This window comes from Paenibacillus donghaensis (assembly GCF_002192415.1).
GTDB lineage: Bacteria > Bacillota > Bacilli > Paenibacillales > Paenibacillaceae > Paenibacillus_AQ > Paenibacillus_AQ donghaensis.
On sequence record NZ_CP021780.1, the window covers coordinates 6,529,458 to 6,550,817 of the forward strand.

Annotated in this window: 16 protein-coding genes, 2 pseudogenes and 1 CRISPR repeat array; of the genes and pseudogenes, 7 read left to right on the top strand and 11 right to left on the bottom strand. The window is 51.7% G+C overall.

Annotated elements, in window-relative coordinates; all coding sequences use genetic code 11:
- Positions 1-55: 55 nt before the first annotated feature.
- Positions 56-1,495: an aminotransferase-like domain-containing protein gene (locus B9T62_RS29575; protein ID WP_087918532.1), complete on the top strand. Its 1,440-nt coding sequence runs from the start codon at positions 56-58 to the stop codon at positions 1,493-1,495.
- Between the two features lie 57 nt (positions 1,496-1,552).
- Entirely contained in the window at positions 1,553-2,176 is a 624-nt protein-coding gene (locus B9T62_RS29580) for a TetR/AcrR family transcriptional regulator (protein WP_087918533.1), read from the top strand.
- Here the strand turns inward: B9T62_RS29580 and B9T62_RS29585 are convergent.
- The 3 genes from B9T62_RS29585 to B9T62_RS29595 are packed head-to-tail and all read right to left on the bottom strand — an operon-like array spanning position 2,163 to position 5,696.
- Positions 2,163-3,215: a sensor histidine kinase gene (locus B9T62_RS29585; RefSeq protein ID WP_087918534.1), complete on the bottom strand. Its 1,053-nt coding sequence runs from the start codon at positions 3,213-3,215 to the stop codon at positions 2,163-2,165. The two genes, B9T62_RS29580 and B9T62_RS29585, sit on opposite strands and share 14 nt — an antisense overlap.
- A complete protein-coding gene (locus B9T62_RS29590; RefSeq protein WP_087918535.1) occupies positions 3,212-3,889 on the bottom strand; it encodes a response regulator transcription factor in 678 nt (225 codons plus the stop codon). Before B9T62_RS29590 ends, B9T62_RS29585 begins: the two co-directional genes overlap by 4 nt.
- A complete protein-coding gene (locus B9T62_RS29595) occupies positions 3,819-5,696 on the bottom strand; it encodes an ABC transporter ATP-binding protein (RefSeq protein WP_087918536.1) in 1,878 nt (625 codons plus the stop codon). Before B9T62_RS29595 ends, B9T62_RS29590 begins: the two co-directional genes overlap by 71 nt.
- A gap of 267 nt (positions 5,697-5,963) precedes the next feature.
- Between B9T62_RS29595 and B9T62_RS29600 the strand changes: the two genes are divergently transcribed.
- Positions 5,964-7,196 carry an MFS transporter gene (locus B9T62_RS29600; RefSeq protein WP_425436611.1) on the top strand — a complete coding sequence of 411 codons (1,233 nt, stop codon included), beginning with the start codon at positions 5,964-5,966 and terminating at the stop codon, positions 7,194-7,196.
- A 117-nt stretch (positions 7,197-7,313) separates the two neighbouring features.
- Here B9T62_RS29600 and B9T62_RS29605 read toward each other — a convergent pair whose 3' ends face one another.
- Positions 7,314-9,011, bottom strand: a complete 1,698-nt coding sequence (locus B9T62_RS29605) for a glutamine--tRNA ligase/YqeY domain fusion protein (protein ID WP_087920476.1) — start codon at positions 9,009-9,011, stop codon at positions 7,314-7,316.
- A 225-nt stretch (positions 9,012-9,236) separates the two neighbouring features.
- Here B9T62_RS29605 and B9T62_RS29610 point away from each other — a divergent pair, with 225 nt between their 5' ends.
- Together B9T62_RS29610 and B9T62_RS29615 are read left to right on the top strand one after the other, a co-directional pair.
- Positions 9,237-9,485 carry a DUF2164 domain-containing protein gene (locus B9T62_RS29610; RefSeq protein ID WP_087918538.1) on the top strand — a complete coding sequence of 83 codons (249 nt, stop codon included), beginning with the start codon at positions 9,237-9,239 and terminating at the stop codon, positions 9,483-9,485.
- Positions 9,486-9,521: 36 nt separating this feature from the next.
- Entirely contained in the window at positions 9,522-10,070 is a 549-nt protein-coding gene (locus B9T62_RS29615) for a GNAT family N-acetyltransferase (RefSeq protein WP_087918539.1), read from the top strand.
- A 48-nt stretch (positions 10,071-10,118) separates the two neighbouring features.
- On the opposite strand, the gene B9T62_RS29620 is transcribed toward B9T62_RS29615, so the two are convergent.
- The 4 genes and pseudogenes from B9T62_RS29620 to B9T62_RS29635 form a co-directional block, all read right to left on the bottom strand.
- The gene (locus B9T62_RS29620; RefSeq protein ID WP_087918540.1) at positions 10,119-10,757 is read right to left on the bottom strand and encodes an MOSC domain-containing protein; all 639 of its coding nucleotides are present in this window, start codon (positions 10,755-10,757) and stop codon (positions 10,119-10,121) included.
- A complete protein-coding gene (locus B9T62_RS29625; RefSeq protein WP_087918541.1) occupies positions 10,738-11,268 on the bottom strand; it encodes a GNAT family N-acetyltransferase in 531 nt (176 codons plus the stop codon). Before B9T62_RS29625 ends, B9T62_RS29620 begins: the two co-directional genes overlap by 20 nt.
- A 29-nt stretch (positions 11,269-11,297) precedes the next feature.
- On the bottom strand, positions 11,298-12,521 hold the full coding sequence (locus B9T62_RS29630; protein ID WP_087918542.1) for an MFS transporter: 1,224 nt from the start codon (positions 12,519-12,521) through the stop codon (positions 11,298-11,300).
- 766 nt (positions 12,522-13,287) lie between these two features.
- Positions 13,288-13,431: pseudogene (locus B9T62_RS29635) on the bottom strand (tyrosine-type recombinase/integrase); the annotation flags it as partial.
- 229 nt (positions 13,432-13,660) lie between these two features.
- On the opposite strand from B9T62_RS29635, the gene B9T62_RS29640 reads away from it, so the two are divergent.
- Positions 13,661-14,026: a VOC family protein gene (locus B9T62_RS29640; RefSeq protein WP_087918543.1), complete on the top strand. Its 366-nt coding sequence runs from the start codon at positions 13,661-13,663 to the stop codon at positions 14,024-14,026.
- Positions 14,025-14,502 (top strand): annotated as a pseudogene (locus B9T62_RS29645) (IS66 family transposase); the annotation flags it as partial. The gene B9T62_RS29640 and the pseudogene B9T62_RS29645, both read left to right, overlap by 2 nt.
- 77 nt (positions 14,503-14,579) lie before the next feature.
- Positions 14,580-15,339: direct repeats of the CRISPR family, unit length 32 nt; unit sequence ATTTCAATCCACACTCCCGCACGGGGAGTGAC.
- Positions 15,340-16,681: 1,342 nt separating this feature from the next.
- Here B9T62_RS29645 and B9T62_RS29650 read toward each other — a convergent pair.
- The 3 genes from B9T62_RS29650 to B9T62_RS29665 all read right to left on the bottom strand — a co-directional run bounded on the left by B9T62_RS29650 (position 16,682) and on the right by B9T62_RS29665 (position 20,144).
- Positions 16,682-17,509 carry a formate/nitrite transporter family protein gene (locus B9T62_RS29650; RefSeq protein ID WP_087918544.1) on the bottom strand — a complete coding sequence of 276 codons (828 nt, stop codon included), beginning with the start codon at positions 17,507-17,509 and terminating at the stop codon, positions 16,682-16,684.
- Positions 17,510-17,959: 450 nt separating this feature from the next.
- The gene (locus tag B9T62_RS29660) at positions 17,960-18,457 is read right to left on the bottom strand and encodes an RNA polymerase sigma factor (RefSeq protein ID WP_087918545.1); all 498 of its coding nucleotides are present in this window, start codon (positions 18,455-18,457) and stop codon (positions 17,960-17,962) included.
- A gap of 322 nt (positions 18,458-18,779) precedes the next feature.
- Positions 18,780-20,144, bottom strand: coding sequence for an FAD-dependent oxidoreductase (locus tag B9T62_RS29665; RefSeq protein WP_087918546.1), 1,365 nt, complete (start codon positions 20,142-20,144; stop codon positions 18,780-18,782).
- Positions 20,145-21,360: the final 1,216 nt, after the last annotated feature.

Consider the following 21,360-nt stretch of genomic DNA (forward strand, 5'->3'; position numbering starts at 1 on the left):
AAGATTTAAACTGGTTGGCCCCATGGTATAATTCAGGCATGAAGGAGGGGTCCATATGCACCGTTGGAAACCCAATCTTAATTCGCCTGTTCCGCTGCATCGTCAAATCTCGGCCTATATGCTGGAGCGGATCTCCAGCGGTGATTGGCCGCCAGGAACACAAATAGCCCCACAGCGGGAGCTGTGCAGGCTGTTTGGCGTGAACCGAAGCACGGTGGTTACCGCTCTGGGGCAGCTGTCGGCGCTGGGACTGATTGAAGGCAGACGCGGCGGGGGAACCAGGGTCAGCCCTGCCGCAGCCGGGCAATCCGGCGGCTGGCACAGCTATCTTGAAGAGGGCAGCCATTATCCCAATCTGCCTGCGGTCCAGGCGATCAACCGGCTGGAATTCGAGCCGGGGCTGATCCGCCTCGGCACCGGCGAGCTGGCCCCGGGGCTGCTGCCGGAGCAGACCATGATGCAGATCCTCGGCGAGCTGTCCTGCCAGCCGCAGCTGCCGCTGTCCTACGAGGAGCCGCTTGGCAGCCTCCGGCTGCGCAAGGCGCTCAGCAGCCAGCTCGCCTCCAGCGGAATTCAAGCCGACCCGTCATCGATTCTGATTACGTCGGGGGCACTTCAAGGACTCCAGCTGATCGCTGTCGGCCTGCTGCCGCGCGGGTCCACCATTCTGCTGGAGAAGCCTTCCTATCTCTACTCCATTCATTCCTTCCAGTCCGCCGGGGTGAAGTTCTGCGGACTGCCCATGGATGAGGAGGGAATGCTCATCTCCGCCATCTCTGCAGAAGCCGCGCGGACCCGGGCAGCTATGCTCTACAGCATCCCCGGCTTCCATAATCCTACCGGCGTGCTGATGAGCGCTCAGCGCAGGCTGGAGGTGATGGAGACCACGGCTGCATTGGATCTGCCTATTCTGGAGGACGGGGCCTATCAGGAGTTATGGCTGGACTCGCCGCCTCTGCCTCCGCTCAAGGCGCTGGACCAGGAAGGACGGGTGCTTCACCTCGGCACCCTCTCGAAATCGGTTAGCCCCGGCCTGCGGCTGGGCTGGGTAGTCGGGCCTGCGCCGGTCATCGACCGGCTGGCTGACATCAAGATGCAGAGCGACTACGGCTCCAGCACGCTCTCGCAGCTGGTAGCCGCCCGCTGGCTGGAGGGCGGCTACCACGAAGCCCATCTCACCAAGCTGCGCGGCGAGCTGCGCAGCCGGAGGGCAGCTCTGCTGGAGCTGCTGCAGGTTCACTTCGCCGGACTTGCTGCCTGGAATATACCTGCAGGGGGCTTCTATGTCTGGCTGTCCCTGCATACCCCGCTGCCGCCGCACCGGCTGTTCAAGGCCGCATTGCAGGCCGGGGTGCTGCTGAATACCGGGGATCTCTACGACCGCAGTGACGGCCGGCATCTGCGGCTCTCCTATGCCTATGCCTCATTGCCGGAGCTGAAGGCCGGCATTGTCGCTCTGGCGAATATCATCCGCCATTGGTCAAATGACAAGTAAACAAATTTGTCACTCTGTTTGCGCTTATGATAAGCTTGAGAGCAAGAGGTGAAGGGAATGAAGAGCAGAACAAACAATTTTCTAAGCAAAACAGATATTCTGAATGCGGCTGACCAAACCTTCCGCAGATTCGGCCCGGACAAAACATCGGTTACGGATGTGGCCAAGCTGCTCGGTGTCAGCCACGGTACGCTGTATCGGCATTATCCCAGCAAAGCCGCCTTAAGAGAGGCTGTCACAGAGCGCTGGCTGGAGGAGCAGATCATTATTCCGCTTGCGGAGCTTGTGGAGCAGGCCGCAGGCAGCCCCCTGCAGAATCTGCGCGCATACGTGGAGAAGCTGATTGAGCTGAAGCAACGCAGTGAAGCGCAGGACCCGGAGTTGTTCTCCATGTATGCTGCAGTTACGGGTCAGGCTACCGAACTGATCGAAACCCACCTGCAGCGTATAGTCAGCCAGCTGGGCCGTCTTGTCGAACAAGGCCGTGCCGCCGGAGTCCTTGCCGTAGACGAGGATTCCGAGGTGACGGCCCGCTGCATTATCCACGCCACCTCCCGCTTTCATCATCCGGGCCATGCCTACGAGTGGAAATCACCGGCAACCCGCGGGGAGTTCCTGCAGCTGTGGAGCCTGCTGGAGCGGGGACTCGTCTCTCCGCAAGCACATTTCAAGGCAGATTAGGCAGGCTTACTACAATTGAGGTGCCTTCGCCGGGAACACTTGCCGCCGTGGCCGTACCTTGATGAACCTCGGCAATCTTCCTGACCAAGGACAGCCCCAGCCCACTGCCGCCGCCACTGGCGCTGCGGGCCTTGTCTGCCTTGTAGAACCGTTCGAAGATGTGGGACAGATCCTCGGCGGCGATGCCGATACCGCTGTCCCTGACCTCTACTTCAACCCGGCTCGCTGTCTGCCTCAGACTAATATGGATCCGCCCTCCCGGCGGCGTGAATTTGATGCTGTTATGCAGCAGATTGGTCCAGATCTGGCTCAGCAGATCCTGGGACGCATGAATAGTGACCTCATCCAGCTCCGCCTCCACCTCAATCTGTTTCTCCAGCCACTGCGGCTCGGCAACGACAATGATCTCCCGCAGCTGCTTATCCAGCGGATAGGATTTCCGCTCAAAGGGAAAGCTGCCGGCCTCCAACACCGACAGCTTGAGCAGATTATCACTTAGTCCTGACAGGCGGGTGCTCTCCGCTTCAATAATCTCCAGATAATGTTTTCTGCTCTCCGCGTCCAACGTCTCTCTTTGCAACGCACGGGTAAACCCGCGGATTGAAGTCAGCGGCGACTGGATTTCATGCGAAACATTGGAGATGAAATCCTGGCGCATCGTCTCCATCCGTCCCAGCTCACTGGCCATATCGTTAATACTCTCCACAATTTCGCCGAAATCGCCGTAGTTCTTGTTTCTCTCCAGCACTACATTGAAATCACCCTTGGCGATCCTGCCGATGGCTTCAATGACCGACCGGTAGAAGACACGCTCCCAGCCGCGGATTAGCGAGGATAACGCCATCCCCAGCAACAGCAGAAATACGATCCCAATCAGTGTAACGATCAGTTGGTCCACATAGGCATAATGGGGACGCCCGAATCTGCTGTAGACCACCAGATTCATCAGATAATACGCTGCCGTCCAGCTGACGGCAACCGCGCTGAAGAAGGCGAGATGAAACAGCAGCTGGCGGACTATTTTCTTAAATAAACTCATGTCTCGCCCTCCAGACGGTAGCCAAGTCCACGGATGGTGCGGATGGAGAAGCCGTATTTCTCACGGGGGAACCGTTCCCGTAGTCTGTTGATATGCACATCCAGCGTCCGCTCATTGCCTTCATAGTCATAGCCCCAGATTTCTTCAATCAGCCGGTCACGCGTCAGCGTCTGCCCCGGATAGCTGCCCAGCTTGAACAGCAGCTCATACTCCTTCAGCGGCAGCACGGCCTCGCCGTATTCCGAGGTGGCTTCATACGTTCTGCGGTTCATCCGCAGGTGGCCGATGGTCACACTCTGGGCAGCGGAAATCTGATACCGTTTCAGCAGCGCTTTTACCCTGGCGATCAGCACGGCCGGCTCAAACGGCTTCACCAGATAATCATCACTGCCCAGCTCGAACCCTTTCACAATCTGCGAGGTCTCACCTTTGGCCGTCAACATCAGAATGGGACAATCGTACGTCTTGCGCAGACGCCGGCATAGCTCCCAGCCGTCCATATTCGGCATCATCACATCCAGGATCACCATATCCACGCTCTTGTTCTCCAAGAAGAGCAGCGCTTCTACACCATCAGAAGCCCCGTAGACCTCCTCGAAACCCTCAGCTCTCAGGAATACTTCCACCAATTCGCGGATATGCGGGTCGTCGTCCACTACCAGTATCTTGGCCATTTGCAACCGTAACCTCCTCTATGCCGCGGGTCTGCCCCTCTGCTTCTATTCCGGGAATATTCATCTGCAGCTGCTGGGTAGCAAATTCCCGGTACAGCGCATGGTCCTCCAGCAGCTCCTCATGTCTTCCCGAACCGGTAATCCGGCCTTTCTCCATAAAAACAATCTGGTCCGCATTCACGACTGTAGCGAGACGGTGGGCAATCACAATCGTCGTCCGCCCGGCCATTAGATTGGACAGGGCCTTCTGCACCACCGCCTCCGATTGGCTGTCCAGACTGGAGGTTGCCTCATCCAGCATCAATATCTTCGGATTGCGCAGCAGCGCACGGGCAATGGCAATCCGTTGCCGCTGTCCGCCGGACAGCTTGACTCCGCGTTCTCCTACATCCGTGTTATACCCTTCCGGCAGCTCATCGATGAAGCCATCGGCATAGGCCATCGCGGCGGCTTGCCGCATCTCCTCTTCGCTGATGTCGCGCTCCAGCCCATAACCGAGATTCTCCTTAATGGTTCCGGCCAGCAGCGGGCTGTCCTGGGACACATAACCGATCAGGCTGCGCCAGGAACGCAGCGAGAATTCAGAAACAGGGGTTTCTCCCAGCATAATCCGGCCGCCCACAGGCTGATAGAAACGCTCCAGCAGCGAGAACAGCGTCGTTTTGCCGCCCCCGCTCGGTCCGACTATGGCTGTCACCTGTCCCGGTAGCATCCGAAAGCTGAGCTGCTTCAGTACCAGCTCACCGCTCTTGTAGCCAAAGCTGACATTGTCCAGAATAATTGGGCCTTCTGCCCCGTTCGCCTCTCTGCTGCCCGCATACTGTTCCTCTTCAGCAGCAAGGGTCTCGATAATCCGCTCCGAGGCTCCCTTGGCCTTCTGAATCTGCGTGAAGAACGTCGTCAGCTGGGTCAGCGGCATAATAATCTGGATCAGATAGAGGATAAAAGCAACCAGTTCCCCCGCCGTAAGCACACCTGCGGATACCTGCATCCCCCCGTAACCGATAATGACCACCAGCAGCATCATGAACACGAAGGAGACCAGCGGGCTGATCATGGCGTTGATCTTGCCCTCACGGATGCCGAAGGACAGCAGGTTCATGATGCCTTTCCGGCCTGCTTCATACTCTCTGGTCTCCGCCCCGGAGGCCTTAACGAGCCGGATCTCGGACAACACCCCGCTGAGCGTCGCTGTGAAGGAGGCTGTCTCATCCTGCATTCCCTTCGATATCTTGTACATCTGCCGCCCTAGCGGTACCAGAATCAGCGCAGATAACGGAATGACGGTGAACAGCACCAGTGTCATCTTCCAGTTGAGGTAGAGTAGTACAGAAACCGAACCAATGATCGAAACCGCGCCGGTAAACAGCGTTGACAGATGCTCGGAAACCAGCGTCTTGATAATGCCGGTATCATTGGTCATCCGGCTGACACTTTCGCCTGTACGGTTATCGTTGTAGTAGCTTACCGGCAGCACCAGAAACTTGCGCCACAGCCGGTCCCGCAGGCCGGATACAACCTTCTGCCCCACATAATTCAGCAGATAGATGGATACCCCTGCAGCTATCGTCTGCGCGATAAAGGCCCCGGCTATTCCGGCAATCTGCAGCTTGCTGACCGAAGCCAGCGAGAAGCCGTCGACCAGATTCTTGGTGAACAGCGGAATAACAAGGCCCACCAGTGTCGAGATCATGCTAAGTCCAATGGCAATGGCCAACAGGCCGTAGGATGGTTTGGTTTCTTTCAATAGAGTCAGGAAAGGTTTCGTCCCCGCTCCTTGCGGTCTTGAAGTTGTAGGGTTGTTCATGGTTATTCTCCTTTGCTATTTCAATCTGACGCAGCAGGCACACAGCCTTTTTTCCTGCCGCTTCCCAACCATACCTGCGGTTTATAAACTGAAGTTAAACGAAGATCACTCCCGGTGATCTCCATCTTTATTTGTCCACTCCTTTTCCAGAGATTTGAATATCTGCTCAAAAGTTGGTTTGTATCCCTTTTCAACACGTGTTACAGTGATAGCAAAGGCCGATATTCGACCGATAGTTTGCAGGCAAGGCATCCAAGCGGGAAAGGAGTGCCCAATTTGCGGGAGAATCCGGGTAAGCAAGCTTCCTACACTTCTTTAAAAGGCTTCAACTTTTTCGTATATGGAACGATGGTGCTCTTCACCAGTTTCTTTCAACTATACCTTCAGGATGTGGGCATGAACAAGCTGGAGATTGGTGCCGTGATGTCCATGGGCGCGCTGGTTTCCATTGTTGCCAACCCTTTCTGGGGAATCTGGAGTGACCGGTATCAGAATATACGGCGGATCGTCATGATCATGCTGACGGGAACGCTGATATTGACACAGCTGGTTTTTCAGGCGAATACATATGAGATGATCTTTATCTGCCTTGCCTTGTTCTATTTCTTTCAAGGACCGCTGTTTGCACAGAGCAATACGATGATCCTCAGCTATATCGAAGGCACGGACCAACGTTTTCGCACCTTTCGGCTCTGGGGTTCACTGGGCTGGGCATTTACAGCGATTATTGCCGGACCCATTCTGGAATGGACGGATGTCTCTGTATTGTCCTACCTGTTCGCAGTTCTGCTGTTCGCGTCCATGGTCTGTCTACTCTTGCTGCCAAGGCTGAGAAGCAACATCGGTATGGCGCCCATGCCGTTCTACGGCTTGCGTACGATTCTGCTTCATCCTTTTTTCCTGTGTTTTCTGTTCTTCGGCATTATGGTATCTATTCCCAATACAATGAATACTACATTTATGTCGCTTTATATTACAGAGCTGGGCGGCAGCAAAAGCATGATCGGCTTCGCCGTGTTTCTCTCCTCGATTCTGGAGGTGGCGGTGTTCCTGCTCTGCGACCGTCTGCTGAAGCGGCGGATTCCCATGCTGCTCGGCTGGCTGGCTGTCGTCAGCGCCCTGTTCGTCCTGCGCTGGTGGCTGATGGCCGCTGCCACTACGCCGCTGCAGGTGGCCCTCATCCAGGTCCTGCACTGCATTACCTTCGGCGGTTTCTTCTACGTCGGAACCCAGCTGACTATGCTGCTGATTCCCCGTCCGTACCGCTCTTCCGGACAAGCGCTTTATGCGTTGACCTGGAGCGGACTGTCAGGTATTCTCGGCGGTATCCTTGGAGGCTGGCTGTATCAGAATCTCGGAGCACAGAGCATGTATCAGTCCAGTGTATTCCTGGCGCTGGTCGGTGCGGTTGGCTTCGGCTTCATGTGGCTGTTCGTGATCCGCGGCGGCTATCGCCCACTCTCTGAGGAGAGTGAAGATCTATTCGAGATCGAGGTCTAAAGAGACCGGATGCCCCCTTCATACAAAAGCTGCCCCGCCTGTAGATTCCTCTACTTGCGGAGCAGCTTTTGTGCATATTGAGCCTGATGATACCCAAGCTAAGTAATTAGCTTGGCCTTATTTTGCAGGCTTAAACGAGCTTTTGAGCGATACAATCAGGTTGAATACCAGATGTCCCGGCACCGTATAGCGGCTGTCTACATTGAAGTAGCCATGACGGAAGAACTGGAATTTATCCTGGGAAACACTATCCTTCAGCGCCGGCTCGACGAACCCCTGAATAATTTTGATCGAATTCGGATTCAACTGGTCGAGGAAGCTGGCTGCCGGCTTATCAACAGCGTCCATCCCTTCAATCTCTGCCTCCTGATCCGGCTCTTCTGCCGAGATCAGCGGCTCGTACAGGCGGAACTCGGCCGGAACGGCCTGGCTGGCTTCCACCCAATGCAGCGTACCCTTAACCTTGCGGCCGGTGAATCCGCTGCCGCTGCGTGTTTCAGGGTCATAGGTACAGTGCAGTTCAACCACTTCACCCTGTTCATTCTTGATAAATTCATTGCATTTAATGAAGTAGGCATTCTTCAGGCGGACTTCATTGCCCGGAAACAGACGGAAATACTTGTTCGGCGGCACTTCCATGAAGTCATCGCGTTCAATGTAAATTTCACGGGAGAACAGCACCTGGCGTGTACCCATCGCTTCATTCTCAATATTGTTCTCCACCTCGAACAGCTCGGTCTGGCCTTCAGGATAGTTGGTGATAACCACCTTTAGCGGGCGCAGCACGCCCATCGTGCGCGGCACGGTCAGCTTCAGATCCTCACGGATGAAATGCTCCAGCATCTGCAGGTCTACCAGACCCTGGCTCTTGGAAATTCCCGCTTCATAGACAAAAGCACGAATCGCTTCCGGTGTATAACCCCGGCGGCGCAGTCCGGAGATGGTTGGCATCCGCGGGTCATCCCAGCCATCCACATGCCCTTCATCCACCAGCTGTTTCAGCTTGCGCTTGCTGGTCATCGTCTGGGCCAGATTCAGGCGGCCGAATTCATACTGATGCGGCACTGCGGGCATCTCGCATTCCGCCACTACCCAGTCATAGAAGGGGCGCTGATCTTCAAACTCCAGCGAGCAGAGCGAGTGAGTGATGCCCTCGATGGCATCCTCCAGGGGATGCGCATAGGTGTACATCGGATAGATACACCATTTGTCACCCGTATTATGGTGATGGGTATGGGAAATCCGGTAGATCACAGGGTCGCGCAGATTAATGTTAGGAGAGGACATGTCGATTTTGGCACGAAGCACCTTCTCGCCATCCTTGAACTCGCCCGCCCGCATCCGGCGGAACAGGTCCAGATTCTCCTCTATACCGCGCTCACGGTAAGGGCTGTTCTGCCCCGGCTCCGTAAGTGTTCCGCGCAGCTCGCGGATCTGGTCGGGACTGAGATCATCCACATAGGCTTTGCCCTTGGTGATCAGCAGCTCGGCCCGGCTGTACATTTCGTCGAAATAATCGGAAGCAAACCGCAGCTCTTCCCACTCATACCCCAGCCACTTCACATCCTCCTGGATGGAATTGACGTATTCCGTATCCTCTTTGAGCGGATTGGTGTCGTCGAATCTCAGATGGGTTCTGCCGCCGAATTCATCGGCCAATGCGAAGTTAATCCAGATCGCCTTGGCATGTCCGATATGTAAATAACCATTAGGCTCCGGAGGAAAGCGTGTAACGACTTCCTTGACTTTGCCTGAACGGAGGTCTTCGGTGATAACGTTCTTAATGAAATTGGAGGGCGTGCTAGGGTTCTCCACAATAATCAACCTTTCCTTCTGTAATTTCTAAGTTTCTCTTGTATAAACATATTACTTATTAATATACCCGTAACGGGGGGATTGATCAATCCAATTGGACTTCGGCCGCGGCGGACAGCCTGCTGAAATCCGCTTTGTTCTTTTGACTTCTCTGCCAGCCGTGAGGTAGCATGAAGACAAACAGCCTTGCTGCTGTAATGATTGACGAGAGGGGATACTTCATCCATGAAAGTGATTAAGCTGCCCAAGGAGCAGCGGGATAGCCTGATAGCGGACATCCGCGACTATTTCGACGTTGAACACGGAGAGACGCTAGGGGAGCTGGCTGCAGGCAATCTGCTTGACTTCTTCATTCAAAAGCTGGGACCGTCCGTGTATAACCAGGCCCTCGGCGATTGCCGCACCCTGGTGGGGCAACGCATGTTGTCCATGGAAGAGGATATGTATTCGCTGGAATGGCAGCAGCGCAAGTAGAACATCCGGCTCAGTACCGCTAGAGGAGGCATCCGCTTGTTTAACTATGTCATTGATGAGGACCTGGTGCTTAAGCCGCTGAGCACAGAGCATGCCAGGGAGATGTTCGCCTTAGTGGAGCATTCACGCAGCCGTCTTCGTCGCTGGCTGCCGTGGGTCGACGGCGTTACGGAGCAGTCGCATATTATCAGCTTCATCCGCAATGCAGCCAGCCAGAGCAGCGACAATGGCGGGTTCACCGCTGGACTGTGGATCGACGGCGTTATGGCCGGGGTGATTGGCTATCATGCCATTGACTGGCATAACCGCAGCGTTGGCATTGGCTACTGGCTGGGAGAAGGATATGAGGGAAAAGGCTACATGACCAGCGCCTGCCGTGTGTTCGTGGATTATGCGCTGCTTGAGCTTGCGCTGGAGCGCGTCGAGATCCGCTGCGCCACCGGCAACACCTCCAGCCGGTCTATTCCGGAACGGCTTGGCTTCGTGCTGGAGGGTGTCATCCGGCAGGCCGAGAAGCTGCCGGACGGGTACGTCAACCATGCAGTGTACGGGCTGCTGCGCAGTGAATGGAAGCTGCTAGGCTGATACGCCTGCAGCCATTTCCCGGCCTACACCTTATTTCGTTCGATACTCTTATGGCGTTTCCAGCCATTTGCGAAAGTCGGCCCGGGTGCTTGCGGACAAGGTGTCCAGCGCGATCAGCTCAGCCAGACCAGACTTGTCCGTGCGTCCTGTCTTCATAACCTGCAGCACGTGGGACACCGTCATCCGGCCCGCGCCTTCCTCCCGTCTAATTATCTGGTCTCCCGCAGCGACTGCTCCTTCACGGAGGACGCGCAGATAGAAGCCGCTGAAGCCGGTCTCCAGCACCCGGGCCGGCAGATCGGCAGGACCGTGCTTCTGCGAGAGCTTGTAGCAAGGATAACGCGGCTGGCTTACCTGCAGCAGCGCGGTTCCAATCTCGAATACATCCCCGATATGGACTTCAGTCTCCATCAGCCCGCTTGTCGTCATATTCTCCCCGAACGCAGAGAATTCCAGCTTCTTCCCAAGCACCCGCTCCCAATAAAGATAATGCTCATACGGATATACACAAACCGCTTTATCGGGTCCGCCATGATGGACCAGATCCGCTTGTCCATCTCCCTCAAAGCCCCCGCTGCCGAGCCTGCACGGACCTTCCACAGCATGTTTGTAGATACCTGTCTCCAGCGGTTTGCCCTTATAGTCCACCGTAACCGGTCGTCCTACATTAAGTGAGATGATTTCCATTCTTCATTTCCCCTTTCAGCCAACAGCTCATAAAGATCTGATCGACATACCGGCCGCCCAGATAGAATTCCTCACGTAAACGGCCCTCCTCCTCGAATCCACAAGCCTTGTAGAAGGCAATGGCCGTCAGATTGGATGACAGCACTCGCAGCCGCAGCTTGCGGATACCATGATCGCCCGCATGGCGCCTAATAGCTTCCATCAGTTGGCGGCCGATGCCAAGCCGCTGATCATTCGGATGCACTGCAATATTCACCTCACAGACATGCCGGTTGCTGTCCGCTCCCGTAGGAGAGCCGAAACCAACATACCCGCACAGCTGTCCCTCCCGGAGGGCAACAAGCTGGGAGCCGGGCGGAGCATGCAGCAGATAGTCCTCACGCGAGCGCCACATGAGAGGACCAGGTGACGTTTCCTCCGTCCAGATCATATTGTCGAGCGTAATCAGCTCGCGAGCATCCTTCATTTCCGACAGGCGAATGGTTAGTGTCCCAGTATGAATAGGCTGCATAAGCTTCCCCTTACCTTTCTTCTATGAAATCACCGTGCCAGTCTGCGGGAGTTGCGGTTCATGTAAGAATGAAGCATAAAGAACAACACAGACAGCACGGCTACGCCACAGGCCAGCCAGGCCGTGGGTGCCAAGCCTCCACGGTCATACAGGCTGCCCATGAAAAAAGGGCCAATCACCCGGCCAGCCGCGCCGATCCCGCCGCTAAGCCCCAGGTAGAAGGGGGCGCTCCGATCGGCATGATCCGAGATGAACGAAGGAATCGCCGGAGAGATCAGCATTTCTCCAAGGGTGATGAGCACCATGCCCAGCACCAGCCCCGGATAGCTTGGCATGCCCAGAATAACGGCATAACCTGCCAGATAGAACACCGCACTGAGTGTCATCTGTGCAGTTGAAGTCTGGGCGAACCAGCGCTTGAGCATACTGACAAGCGGCTGTGCCACGAAGATCAAGATGCCGTTCAAGGTCCAGAGGAAACCATAAAATTTCTTCGGCCAGCCCTCCGAAATAATAAATGGCGACACACCTATATTCCAGACAGAATTGCCGACAAGCAGGAATAGTGATGCAATCGACATGTAGAGATAGATGCGTGTATGTCCGAGTAACTTCCAGCCGGACGGCGTGCCCGCTGCTTCCGTTCTCTGTCTCACCAGATCCAGATCCGGAGCCAGCTCCGGCGCTGTGCCGACCTTCCGCAGATAGAACAGGAAAAAGCCTGCAAATACAGCCGAGGTGACTCCGTTCAGCACAAAGCTTAGCATATAGGAGATATCAGCCAAAAAACCGCTTAATGCGGTACCCAGCGCTACTCCGATATTGCTTGCCACATAAATGACATTAAACAATTCTGCTCGCTGCGCTTTGAAGCGAAAGCCGATAAAGCCCTGTATCGCCGGTAGCGACATCGAGTTGAACAGCCCGACCAAAGCCATATTGCATAAAAACAGCGGCCAATGGCTGCTGGTTGAAGGCAACGCAAACAAAGCCAGCGCGTTCAAGGCCAAAGCGCCGACAATCAGGCGGTTAACCCCCAGCTTGTGATACAAGGAGCCGCCCAGCAATTGGCCAGCAATTCCGCCAAGCGACAGAATCTGGATGACAAGTGCCGCATCGGTCATGCTGCGGCCAAGTTCGTCGAATACAAACATTGTAACCAGCGGCCACATCAGCGATCCGCCGGTTGAACTAATCAGACTGGCAATCAGAAACACTTTGATTTCTTTTGGATAGGCAGCTAGCAGCTTCATCAGTAGTGTACATCCCCTGTTATCTATGTATCTTTAATTCATCCAGTATTGTCTGAAAACAGGGAACCGGCAAGCATACGCTATAAAGCTTTGCCGCGTTATCGCACATATGTCACATAGGCTGCTCCATAAGCATCTTATTCCTTTACCTAAGCAGCTGCACTTCCACGGTAGCCGAGAAGCCCATAATTGTCTATTTTATATGCCCCAAGCTGCCGTAAAGAAAACATGTTTAGGATCATTGATTCGATAGGTTGTGGTGCGGGTAATAGAGCATATGAAACACTCCCTATTTATGATTCGCCGTGAGCCCGATTTCGTTCCCCCGAGTCGGATATGCACGGCGAATTTTGTTATGTCCGGGGTGAAACTTAAGACTGATTTATAGCGTAAAACTTATAAATTCTTATATTTTCAATAGAACACACCCTCATTATGAAATAATGAGGGTGTTTTTCTATTGCGAAATTTTTGCGGTGTATTCTTCAGCTGTAGGTGAGAGATTCGCTCGTTTATCCATAGGTAGAAGTTTCGCCAACACGTGCCCATATTCCTGCGGTTTCACGCTTCAAAAGCGAAAAAATCCCGCTTAAATGACCGCTTTCGCGAGTACTCATGGATGAGTATGACGTTGACGGAGCTCCAGCCCCTCCAGGAGCCAGCGAAGTTCACGGGAAGAAACGGTAAGCGGACCACTACCTGCACGGGCCACTGAAACGTACCGCACTCCAGTCGGCGATTACAGAACGGTGGTTCCCCCCTCATCTCTGTGATCAAACTTAAAATCTTCCAAGTATAGAGAGAGTACTTCTCCAATCCGCAAGCCTGTTTCAAATAACACTTGGATGAGAAACTGATCTCTGATGTTTGTCGTTGCATTTAGCACTTCCTGCACTTGTTCTTTTGAAACATATATAAAAACAGTGGATATATGCTCATAAATTGAACATAGTATCCACTGTTAATAATAGTCAAGTTATAGACTGAAAAAATAAAGTATTAGACTATCGATGCGGCATTAAGCTAACAGGCAGGATATGTTAATCAATTCGCGAATACTTCAAATAATCATTAGCAAAGATTCTGCATGAACCATAAAAAATGGTATCCTCAAAAAAGTGAAGGGGCAGCATAGCCTTATGAAACTAGGACATATAATGATTTTTGTCAATGACATGACAAAGGCGAGATGGTTTTATTCTGAATTGCTGGGTTTGCAAACACTGTTAGAGCAAGAAAATAAGCTTGTATTCGCCCTTGACGGCTGTCAGCTTATAGCTTTCAAGTGTGAAAAGACCAAAGAAATTGGAGATTATTCAAACGAGGCTAGAACAGTTTTGGTGTTTGAGGTCGTATCTGTTGAGCAAACTTATAAGGAAATGAAGGAAAAGGGTATTCAATTTTTGCATGATAAACCTACTCAAGGGCGATATGCTGCTTTCGTTGATCCGTTTGGTAACGTGCATGAAATCGCTGAATCGTTCGATCACTGGGCGCAAATTTGACGAAGCGCTGAAGGACGTGGACCCGGAAGAACGAAAGGCCGCCCGAATGGAGCGCAGCGGCCCCATTCGGGCGGCTTTTTCCGTGTGACTGCATCAGCAAAAGTCCGGCGTCCTCCCCAAGAGCGCTCTGGGGGAGGCGATCACCTACAGCCTGAATCAGTGCGAAAAGTTGACGGACTTTTTAAAGGATGGACGGCTGGAGATCAACAACAACCGCAGCGAGCGTTCGATTAAACCGTTTGTCATTGGGCGAAAGAACTGGCTGTTTGCGAATACGTCCCGTGGCCCAGGCCAGCGCCGTGATTTACAGCGTGATAGAGACGGCGAAAGAGAACGGACTGAATCCGTTCCAGTACTTGAAATTTCTGTTCGAACAGCTTCCGCAACTCCCCGATCCGAACGATACGGAAGCCTTGGACAAGCTAATGCCATGGTCACCTGCACTCCCGCTCATTTGTCGGGTAGCTAGACCTTAATTCAGTCTGTCGCGACCCTCATCTGTTGAACAGGTGGCCTGGTTTGACGCTTACCTATAGAACGCGACCAACATGGATTTCAAATCCACAATCCCGCACGGGGAGTGACAGTCGAACAGTTCCCAGCTCTTGAGTCTCTTTCCAAATTTCAATCCACACTCCCGCATGGGGAGTGACTACCGAAGGGCCTGCCCATTTTTTTCCATCAGATTTCAATCCACACTCCCGCACGGGGAGTGACATTACTCTCATCCATCAGCCTCTGTATTCTTTCAATTTCAATCCACACTCCCGCACGGGGAGTGACGAGCAAGCTTAATCTCGCCCTTGTAATCCGTTTATTTCAATCCACACTCCCGCACGGGGAGTGACTTCAACCAAGCGCCGGCCGATTTCGATACTGGCAATTTCAATCCACACTCCCGCACGGGGAGTGACAAAGTTGTACTTTCGTTATTCGCAGTAATAACTTTATTTCAATCCACACTCCCGCACGGGGAGTGACGCTGGCTGGGGTCCCGTTAATAAACACAGATACCGATTTCAATCCACACTCCCGCACGGGGAGTGACATTGTATTGTACGGTACGCCCGCCCTGGCATCCTATTTCAATCCACACTCCCGCACGGGGAGTGACGTTACATGGGTCGCCTGCTCTAGCGCCCAGGTATTATTTCAATCCACACTCCCGCACGGGGAGTGACGAGAAATCCATTGATTTATAGTACCGGACGTGGAATTTCAATCCACACTCCCGCACGGGGAGTGACTCACTATATTTCTTCATTCTGGCACGCTCGATTAATTTCAATCCACACTCCCGCACGGGGAGTGACCCAAGGTAATCCGTCTCCATGTCCATCCATACCGCCACACTCCCGCACGGGGAGTGACTTTCCTCCTGTCGTACTCTTTAGCTTAACTCAGTTCCATACCGCCACACTCCCGCACGGGGAGTGACAGCGATTTTCAACTAAAAAAAGGGATTAAACCCTATTTCCATATTAAAAATATGCCTTTATTCTCTAATCAAAAACTAAAAACGCTATAAACTTAATTAATACATACAAATAATGTTAAAAACATGGTGCGAAGGACCCGGGGAAATCATGTGAGCTATACATTCGCACTTCAACATTCAACTCGATTCATAATCTACTAAGTCATTTTTATTTTACCATATATCTTTTATTTCCCCTTACTTCATTTCTGGATTTGTTGAAAATTTATTAAGGACTACTTTCTGGGAAAAAAATAATTTAGCAAAGGTTGAGGTAGAGGATAAATGGAGGGGAATTAGGGAACTGTAGGCGCGATGACGATGGCCTGATAGCTTTCTATAGGAAAGCTATCTCCGGGTATAAGATGTTTGTCCATACTTTCACCAGATGTTGGTGTATAGGGTCAATTGCAGCCAAAAATCTCAAGCTCTGCTTCAGGTTCTTTGTATACTTCCTCCTCATCTTCTGGTATGCGTTTTCGCACTTATTTGCTCTAAAACGGAAAAAAACGGCTAATTAGATGCAGATTCGCAACTAATTCGGTGGATTGGACTGATGTGGCAATCAGACGCTTAGTCTTTGATACTCCTATCCTACGGGGTCCTAAGCAGTAATAATGCCTCTAATTCCATATAACGAGTGGATTTCGCAAAACTAAGGTACAGAATTGCCTCTATTCGCAGCTCAGCTCACCGCTGCTCCACTCGCGCAAACCTTTGTGCAACTTGTTACTTTTACTGCCTTTAAGTCGGGAGGACGCTATCTCGCGCGTCAACCAAAAATCATAAAATAAATACTCAACAAGTAGAAACGGCTTCGCCGTCCTCTGCAAGAGGCGGCATCCGTTTCTGCGAGAAATAGAAGGATAAAGCATCAGGTGAAACTCATACTTTCTTATATTTCAAGTAGAAACGGCTTCACCGTCCTCTGTAAGAGACGGTGTCCGTTTCTGCGAGAAATAGAAGGATAAAGCATCAGGTGAAACTTATACTTTCTTATATTTCAAGTAGAAACGGCCTCGCCGTCCTCTGCAAGAGGCGGTGTCCGTTTCTGCGAGAAATAAAAGGATAAAGCATCAGGTGAAACTTATACTTTCTTATATTTCAAGAAGAAAACAGCACCCTGCTGTATCTCCATCGGTACAACTTGGAGTCGCAGGGTGCTGCTCTATGACCGTTTACGCGTGTTTCTTCACACCTTGGTTGCTTATAGTATCAACCGATTGAATCGCAGCCGGAGCATTCCGCAGATAGGCTACCCAATAAGCCGCGGCTACGAATATGGCTCCGCCTGTCAGATTGCCCAGCCAGACCGGAACGAAGTTTTCGAAATATTGCCCCCAAGTGAAATATCCCTCAAAAATTGCTGCCGGAATCAGGAACATGTTGGCTACAACGTGCTGAAAGCCGATGGCTACGAAAGCCATGGTTGGAAACCAGATACCGAGAATTTTGCCGCTGAAGTTATCTGCCCCGTATGACAGCCATACAGCCAGCGCGACCAGCCAGTTACAGCCGATACCCGATACAAAGGACTGAAGGAAATCCGCTTCAATCTTGTGCCCCGCCATGTCGACCAGCTTCTCCAGATATACACCCTCTGCGGTCAGGCCCACAACATGCCCGAAGAAATAAGCTACGAATAAAGCCCCTGCCAGATTGCTGATTGTGATCAGCACTAGATTCTTGATAACCTCCAGAAATGTAATCTTCTTCGCGATAAAAGCAAGCGGCACCGCCATCATATTGCCTGTCAGCAATTCGCCTCCGGCCAGCAGCACCAGAATCAGACCTACCGGGAATAAGGCTGCCCCGATAAAGTTGGAGATAGACCCCCATTCTGCAGGTGCTCCGGCAATAACACGGATATCCAGCAGAAATCCGAGCGCGATAAATGCTCCTCCCAGAAAGCCCAGAATCAGTACGGCGCTGAGCGGATTATGGGCCTTCTTAATCCCATTCTCCACCGTCACTTCGGCAATCTGTTGCGGTTTGTTATAAGCCATGGTTCCTATCCCCTTCATCTATTTACTTCAAATTTGTTCCTTTATGCCATTGTAGCGCGTCAAATAGCACATTTACGTGATAAATATCACTCTCATAAAACCTAAGTGAAAGTTTTCACTGACATGTCAAATTTACTGATATCCCGGCATTAAGCTAATCGGGCAGGATACCTACAATGATTCTACTCGAAAAAAACCCGCCCTTAGGACTGACTAAAAGGGGCGGGTCAAAAGATTAAAGACTACCTTCATGTATTAGAGTTTAACTTCTTCATTCCGGCTGGGATCGCTGTATTTATAGATTTCAGGGTTCAGTTCTTATACCACTCCGGAGATTCAAATTGAAATAAATGCTGATAACTTTCGGGATCTCCTTTCAAATTCCAACCCCCAGTGATTGTTTGATCACCTATAACCAACTGTGCAGTATTATAATGGACAATTCCTTTTTTAAGCGAATCTTGTTCGTCTATTAGAATTTGGATATCCAAAGGAGTAACCACCAGCTGATCTAAAGTTTGCAGTTCCTTCGGGTATGTTCATCACTTTTGAGATCTCGGGTACAGTCAAATCGTTTATAAAACGAAGGACCACTACCATTCTGATTTTGTCGGGGAGCTTACTGTATAATCCTTGCAGTTCTTTTTTAGTTTCCCGCCGATTTAAACGTTCTTCTACAGGATTGGAATCCTGAGCCCTGGATAGTAAATAATTGCTTACTTCTTTCATCAGTCCTGCTTTACGCCTTTTAAGAACACTGTTACACTCATTCGAAGCAATTCGCAGAATCCACGATTTCAGGTTCCTTACTTTTGATCGATCAGCCAAGATAACTTTGACAAATACCTCTTGGCAAGTATCCTCTGCATCCGCCTGATTTTTCATCAAATAGTAACAAAAATAATATACTTGTTCTTTATAGCGTTCGAATATTTCACGGTCAGTCATGCTGCTGCACCCCCTTTTTGCTGTTCTCATCTATAAGACTAATACTGGCATATAATCGTTCATTTTTACGGGAAACAAGTGGAAACGTCGTCGTCCTTTTAAAAGGACGACGACGTTTCAGCGAGAAATAGAAGGATAATTGATGGCGTGAAACCTATAAATTCTTATATTTCGAAATAAAACAGCGGCAGTCCAGGACTTTACTTTCTCGTCCATGGCTGTCGCTGTTTTATTGGGGTTACTCTAATATTTGCCTTGAACACCAACCCGGGAGTCCATCAAAGATGGCTCCGGCTTGGGGCTTGACTGCTTGCGTGTTGGATTATACTGTTACAGGCACTTTGCGCTCTATTGTCTTCGGCAGTGCGGCAAGTCCGGCTGTATTCAGGAAGTTCCATGGCTTGTTGTAATGCGGCTGGAAGAAGAAGTCGATGAAGGCCAGTTGGTCGACCGTCATTTTATTCTGGATGCAGACCGAAACCGTATTGACCGATTGCGTCAGATCCATCTTGGACATAATCTGCGCACCCAGCACGCGGCGGGTAGCACGGTCATAAACCACCTTAAGCTGAACCTGTTCAAAGGTTGGCATAAACTCCGGACGGTAGTTATCCTGAATCATAACGGATTCCACATCCATCCCTTCAGCCTTGGCTGCATCCTCCGTAAGACCAGTGCCAGCGATATTGTCTTCATAAATCTTAATACCGGAAGTTCCCTGCGTACCCATATATGGAATGGTCTCAGCCACCAGATTGCGGGCGACCAGCGTACCCATCCGTACGGCGTTGGTTGCCAGCGGGATGTAGGCATGTTTGCCGGTCGGATTATAATGAATCGCACAGCTGTCACCGGCCGCGAACACATCGGGAATGCTGGTCTGCATGTAATCATTGACCATAATCGCGCCGTTAGGCAGCATATCTACTTGGCCTTTCAGCAGCTCGGTGTTCGGGCGGAAGCCGATGCACAGAATCACCAGATCCGTCTCATGCTCGCCTTTGCTGGTAATGACCTTGGTTACTTTTCCATTCTCACCAGCAAAAGAGCTGACCTTCTCACCCAATGCAAGCTTGATTCCGTGATCCTCCAGCGATTGCTGGATAGGGGCCGTAAATTCCTCATCGAGATATTTGCTCAGGATACGTTCTTCGCCGTCGATCAGCGTCACCTGCTTGCCATTCATCTGAAAAGCTTCAACTAACTCAACGCCGATATATCCGGCTCCGACCACAGTGATTCTCTTCACCTGCTGAGCGCGCTCAATAATGGTGTTGGAGTGATTGTAGTTTTTGGAGAGCAGGATGCCGTCCAGCTCTATACCGTCCAGCTTCGGAATAATCGGCCATGAGCCGGTAGTCATAATCAGCTTGTCATACGTATCGTCAAATTCCTGTCCATTCTCCAGATTGCGGGCACGCACCGTCTTCAACTTCGTATCCACTGCAATAATTTCATGGCGCATATTGGTCTTCACGCCCAGAGCGGCCAGTTGCTCCGGCGAGGAGTAGAACAATCCTTGCGGGTCTTTGACTACTCCGCCTACGTACAAGGCAATCCCACAGGACAGAAAGGAAATATTATCATTGCGCTCATACACTGTGATCTCTGCATCCGGGTACAGCTGAGCGGTATTCACAATAGCGGCGGTTCCGGCATGGGTACATCCAATGACAACAACTTTCATAATTTCTTCCTCCTCCAATTGGTGAAGCTCTTTATATAATGGCTTGCTGGTGATCATACGATAAGGACTACATTGCGGCGGTCAGTTGTGATTTATTTCACTTTATAACCTGATTATATTGTGATTTATATCACATTACAAGCCTTTTAGCCGATCTTCCCATAATGTTCACATCTTCGATTGCTCACCAGAATCGATCCCTCCCAAACCAGAATCGATCCCTCCCAAACCAGAATCGATCCCTCCCAAACCCTCCCTTCCAAGGGAGGGCCCCAGAGGGCTGCACCCTCTGGACTCCCGCAAGTTTGGCGAATGAGTCTGGCGGTACTGTGTTTAAGAGGCTGGGAGGTAGGAACGCTTATCCCTGCGGGACCGCTTGGACGTCGCAGGGGTTGGCCGGCGATCCCTGACAGGATGCACGGCCGTGGGCTAAGGTCAAGTGCAGGCTGTTCCTTCGGAATGCGCAAGACCCTTAGGGCAAGTGCAGGCTGTTCCTTCGGAATGCGCAAGACCTTAAATATAAATCCGCAATCGGGCTTTCCCGGTAGCTTTAGCTTCTCCACATCCTGCGACTATTATGTTCAGGAAGCTCTGGAAGAGGCTGTTAAGCCTGCCCTTAAACGAATTTGCGGGCTACTGCTTCGCTCCCTACGAGGATGTAGAAGGTCGATGTGGACGTGAGAACAGTGATATTCTTCTGCCTTCAAGCTCAGCAGGTCATATACAGCCACCTACCAAGAAGAAACGGCATCGCCGTCCTCTGCAAGAGGCGCATCCGTTTCTGTGAGAAATAGAAGGATAAATTATGGCGTGAACATATAAATTCTTATATTTTGCACAAAATGCCTGCAATCATACAGGTTTTTCGTGCAAAAACGGTCTTCGGAACCCAATGCCTGCAAAAGTGCAGGCATTTACGCCCCAGCGCTGGTTCGCAGACCCAACCGCCGGAAAACCTGTACTTTTGCAGGAATTCAGCGAACAAGTGAAAGCGGAGAGGAAATTCCTGTACTTTTACAGGAATTTCTCTCTGGGTGAGCATTCTGACCCTTCATCCTTAAGCTTTGGCATCCTTGTTCCGCGGTGTTGAATAGAGGCCGGCGAGCAGCTAATGGGGAAAGGGGCCTAAGTAGTAACATTCGCGGCAACAAAAATAGCACTGCCGTTAGATAAACGGCAGTGCCAGTCCATGTAGTTCTATAAGGGAGGAGTCGGA

Coding starts and splice junctions, on each gene's coding strand:
- B9T62_RS29580 (WP_087918533.1), top strand. CDS start 1,553: ATGAAGAGCAGAACAAACAATTTTCTAAGCAAAACAGATATTCTGAAT.
- B9T62_RS29575 (WP_087918532.1), top strand. CDS start 56: ATGCACCGTTGGAAACCCAATCTTAATTCGCCTGTTCCGCTGCATCGT.
- B9T62_RS29595 (WP_087918536.1), bottom strand. CDS start 5,696: ATGAACAACCCTACAACTTCAAGACCGCAAGGAGCGGGGACGAAACCT.
- B9T62_RS29625 (WP_087918541.1), bottom strand. CDS start 11,268: ATGCAGCCTATTCATACTGGGACACTAACCATTCGCCTGTCGGAAATG.
- B9T62_RS29650 (WP_087918544.1), bottom strand. CDS start 17,509: ATGGCTTATAACAAACCGCAACAGATTGCCGAAGTGACGGTGGAGAAT.
- B9T62_RS29590 (WP_087918535.1), bottom strand. CDS start 3,889: ATGGCCAAGATACTGGTAGTGGACGACGACCCGCATATCCGCGAATTG.
- B9T62_RS29630 (WP_087918542.1), bottom strand. CDS start 12,521: ATGAAGCTGCTAGCTGCCTATCCAAAAGAAATCAAAGTGTTTCTGATT.
- B9T62_RS29640 (WP_087918543.1), top strand. CDS start 13,661: ATGAAACTAGGACATATAATGATTTTTGTCAATGACATGACAAAGGCG.
- B9T62_RS29660 (WP_087918545.1), bottom strand. CDS start 18,457: ATGACTGACCGTGAAATATTCGAACGCTATAAAGAACAAGTATATTAT.
- B9T62_RS29610 (WP_087918538.1), top strand. CDS start 9,237: ATGAAAGTGATTAAGCTGCCCAAGGAGCAGCGGGATAGCCTGATAGCG.
- B9T62_RS29585 (WP_087918534.1), bottom strand. CDS start 3,215: ATGAGTTTATTTAAGAAAATAGTCCGCCAGCTGCTGTTTCATCTCGCC.
- B9T62_RS29665 (WP_087918546.1), bottom strand. CDS start 20,144: ATGAAAGTTGTTGTCATTGGATGTACCCATGCCGGAACCGCCGCTATT.
- B9T62_RS29620 (WP_087918540.1), bottom strand. CDS start 10,757: ATGGAAATCATCTCACTTAATGTAGGACGACCGGTTACGGTGGACTAT.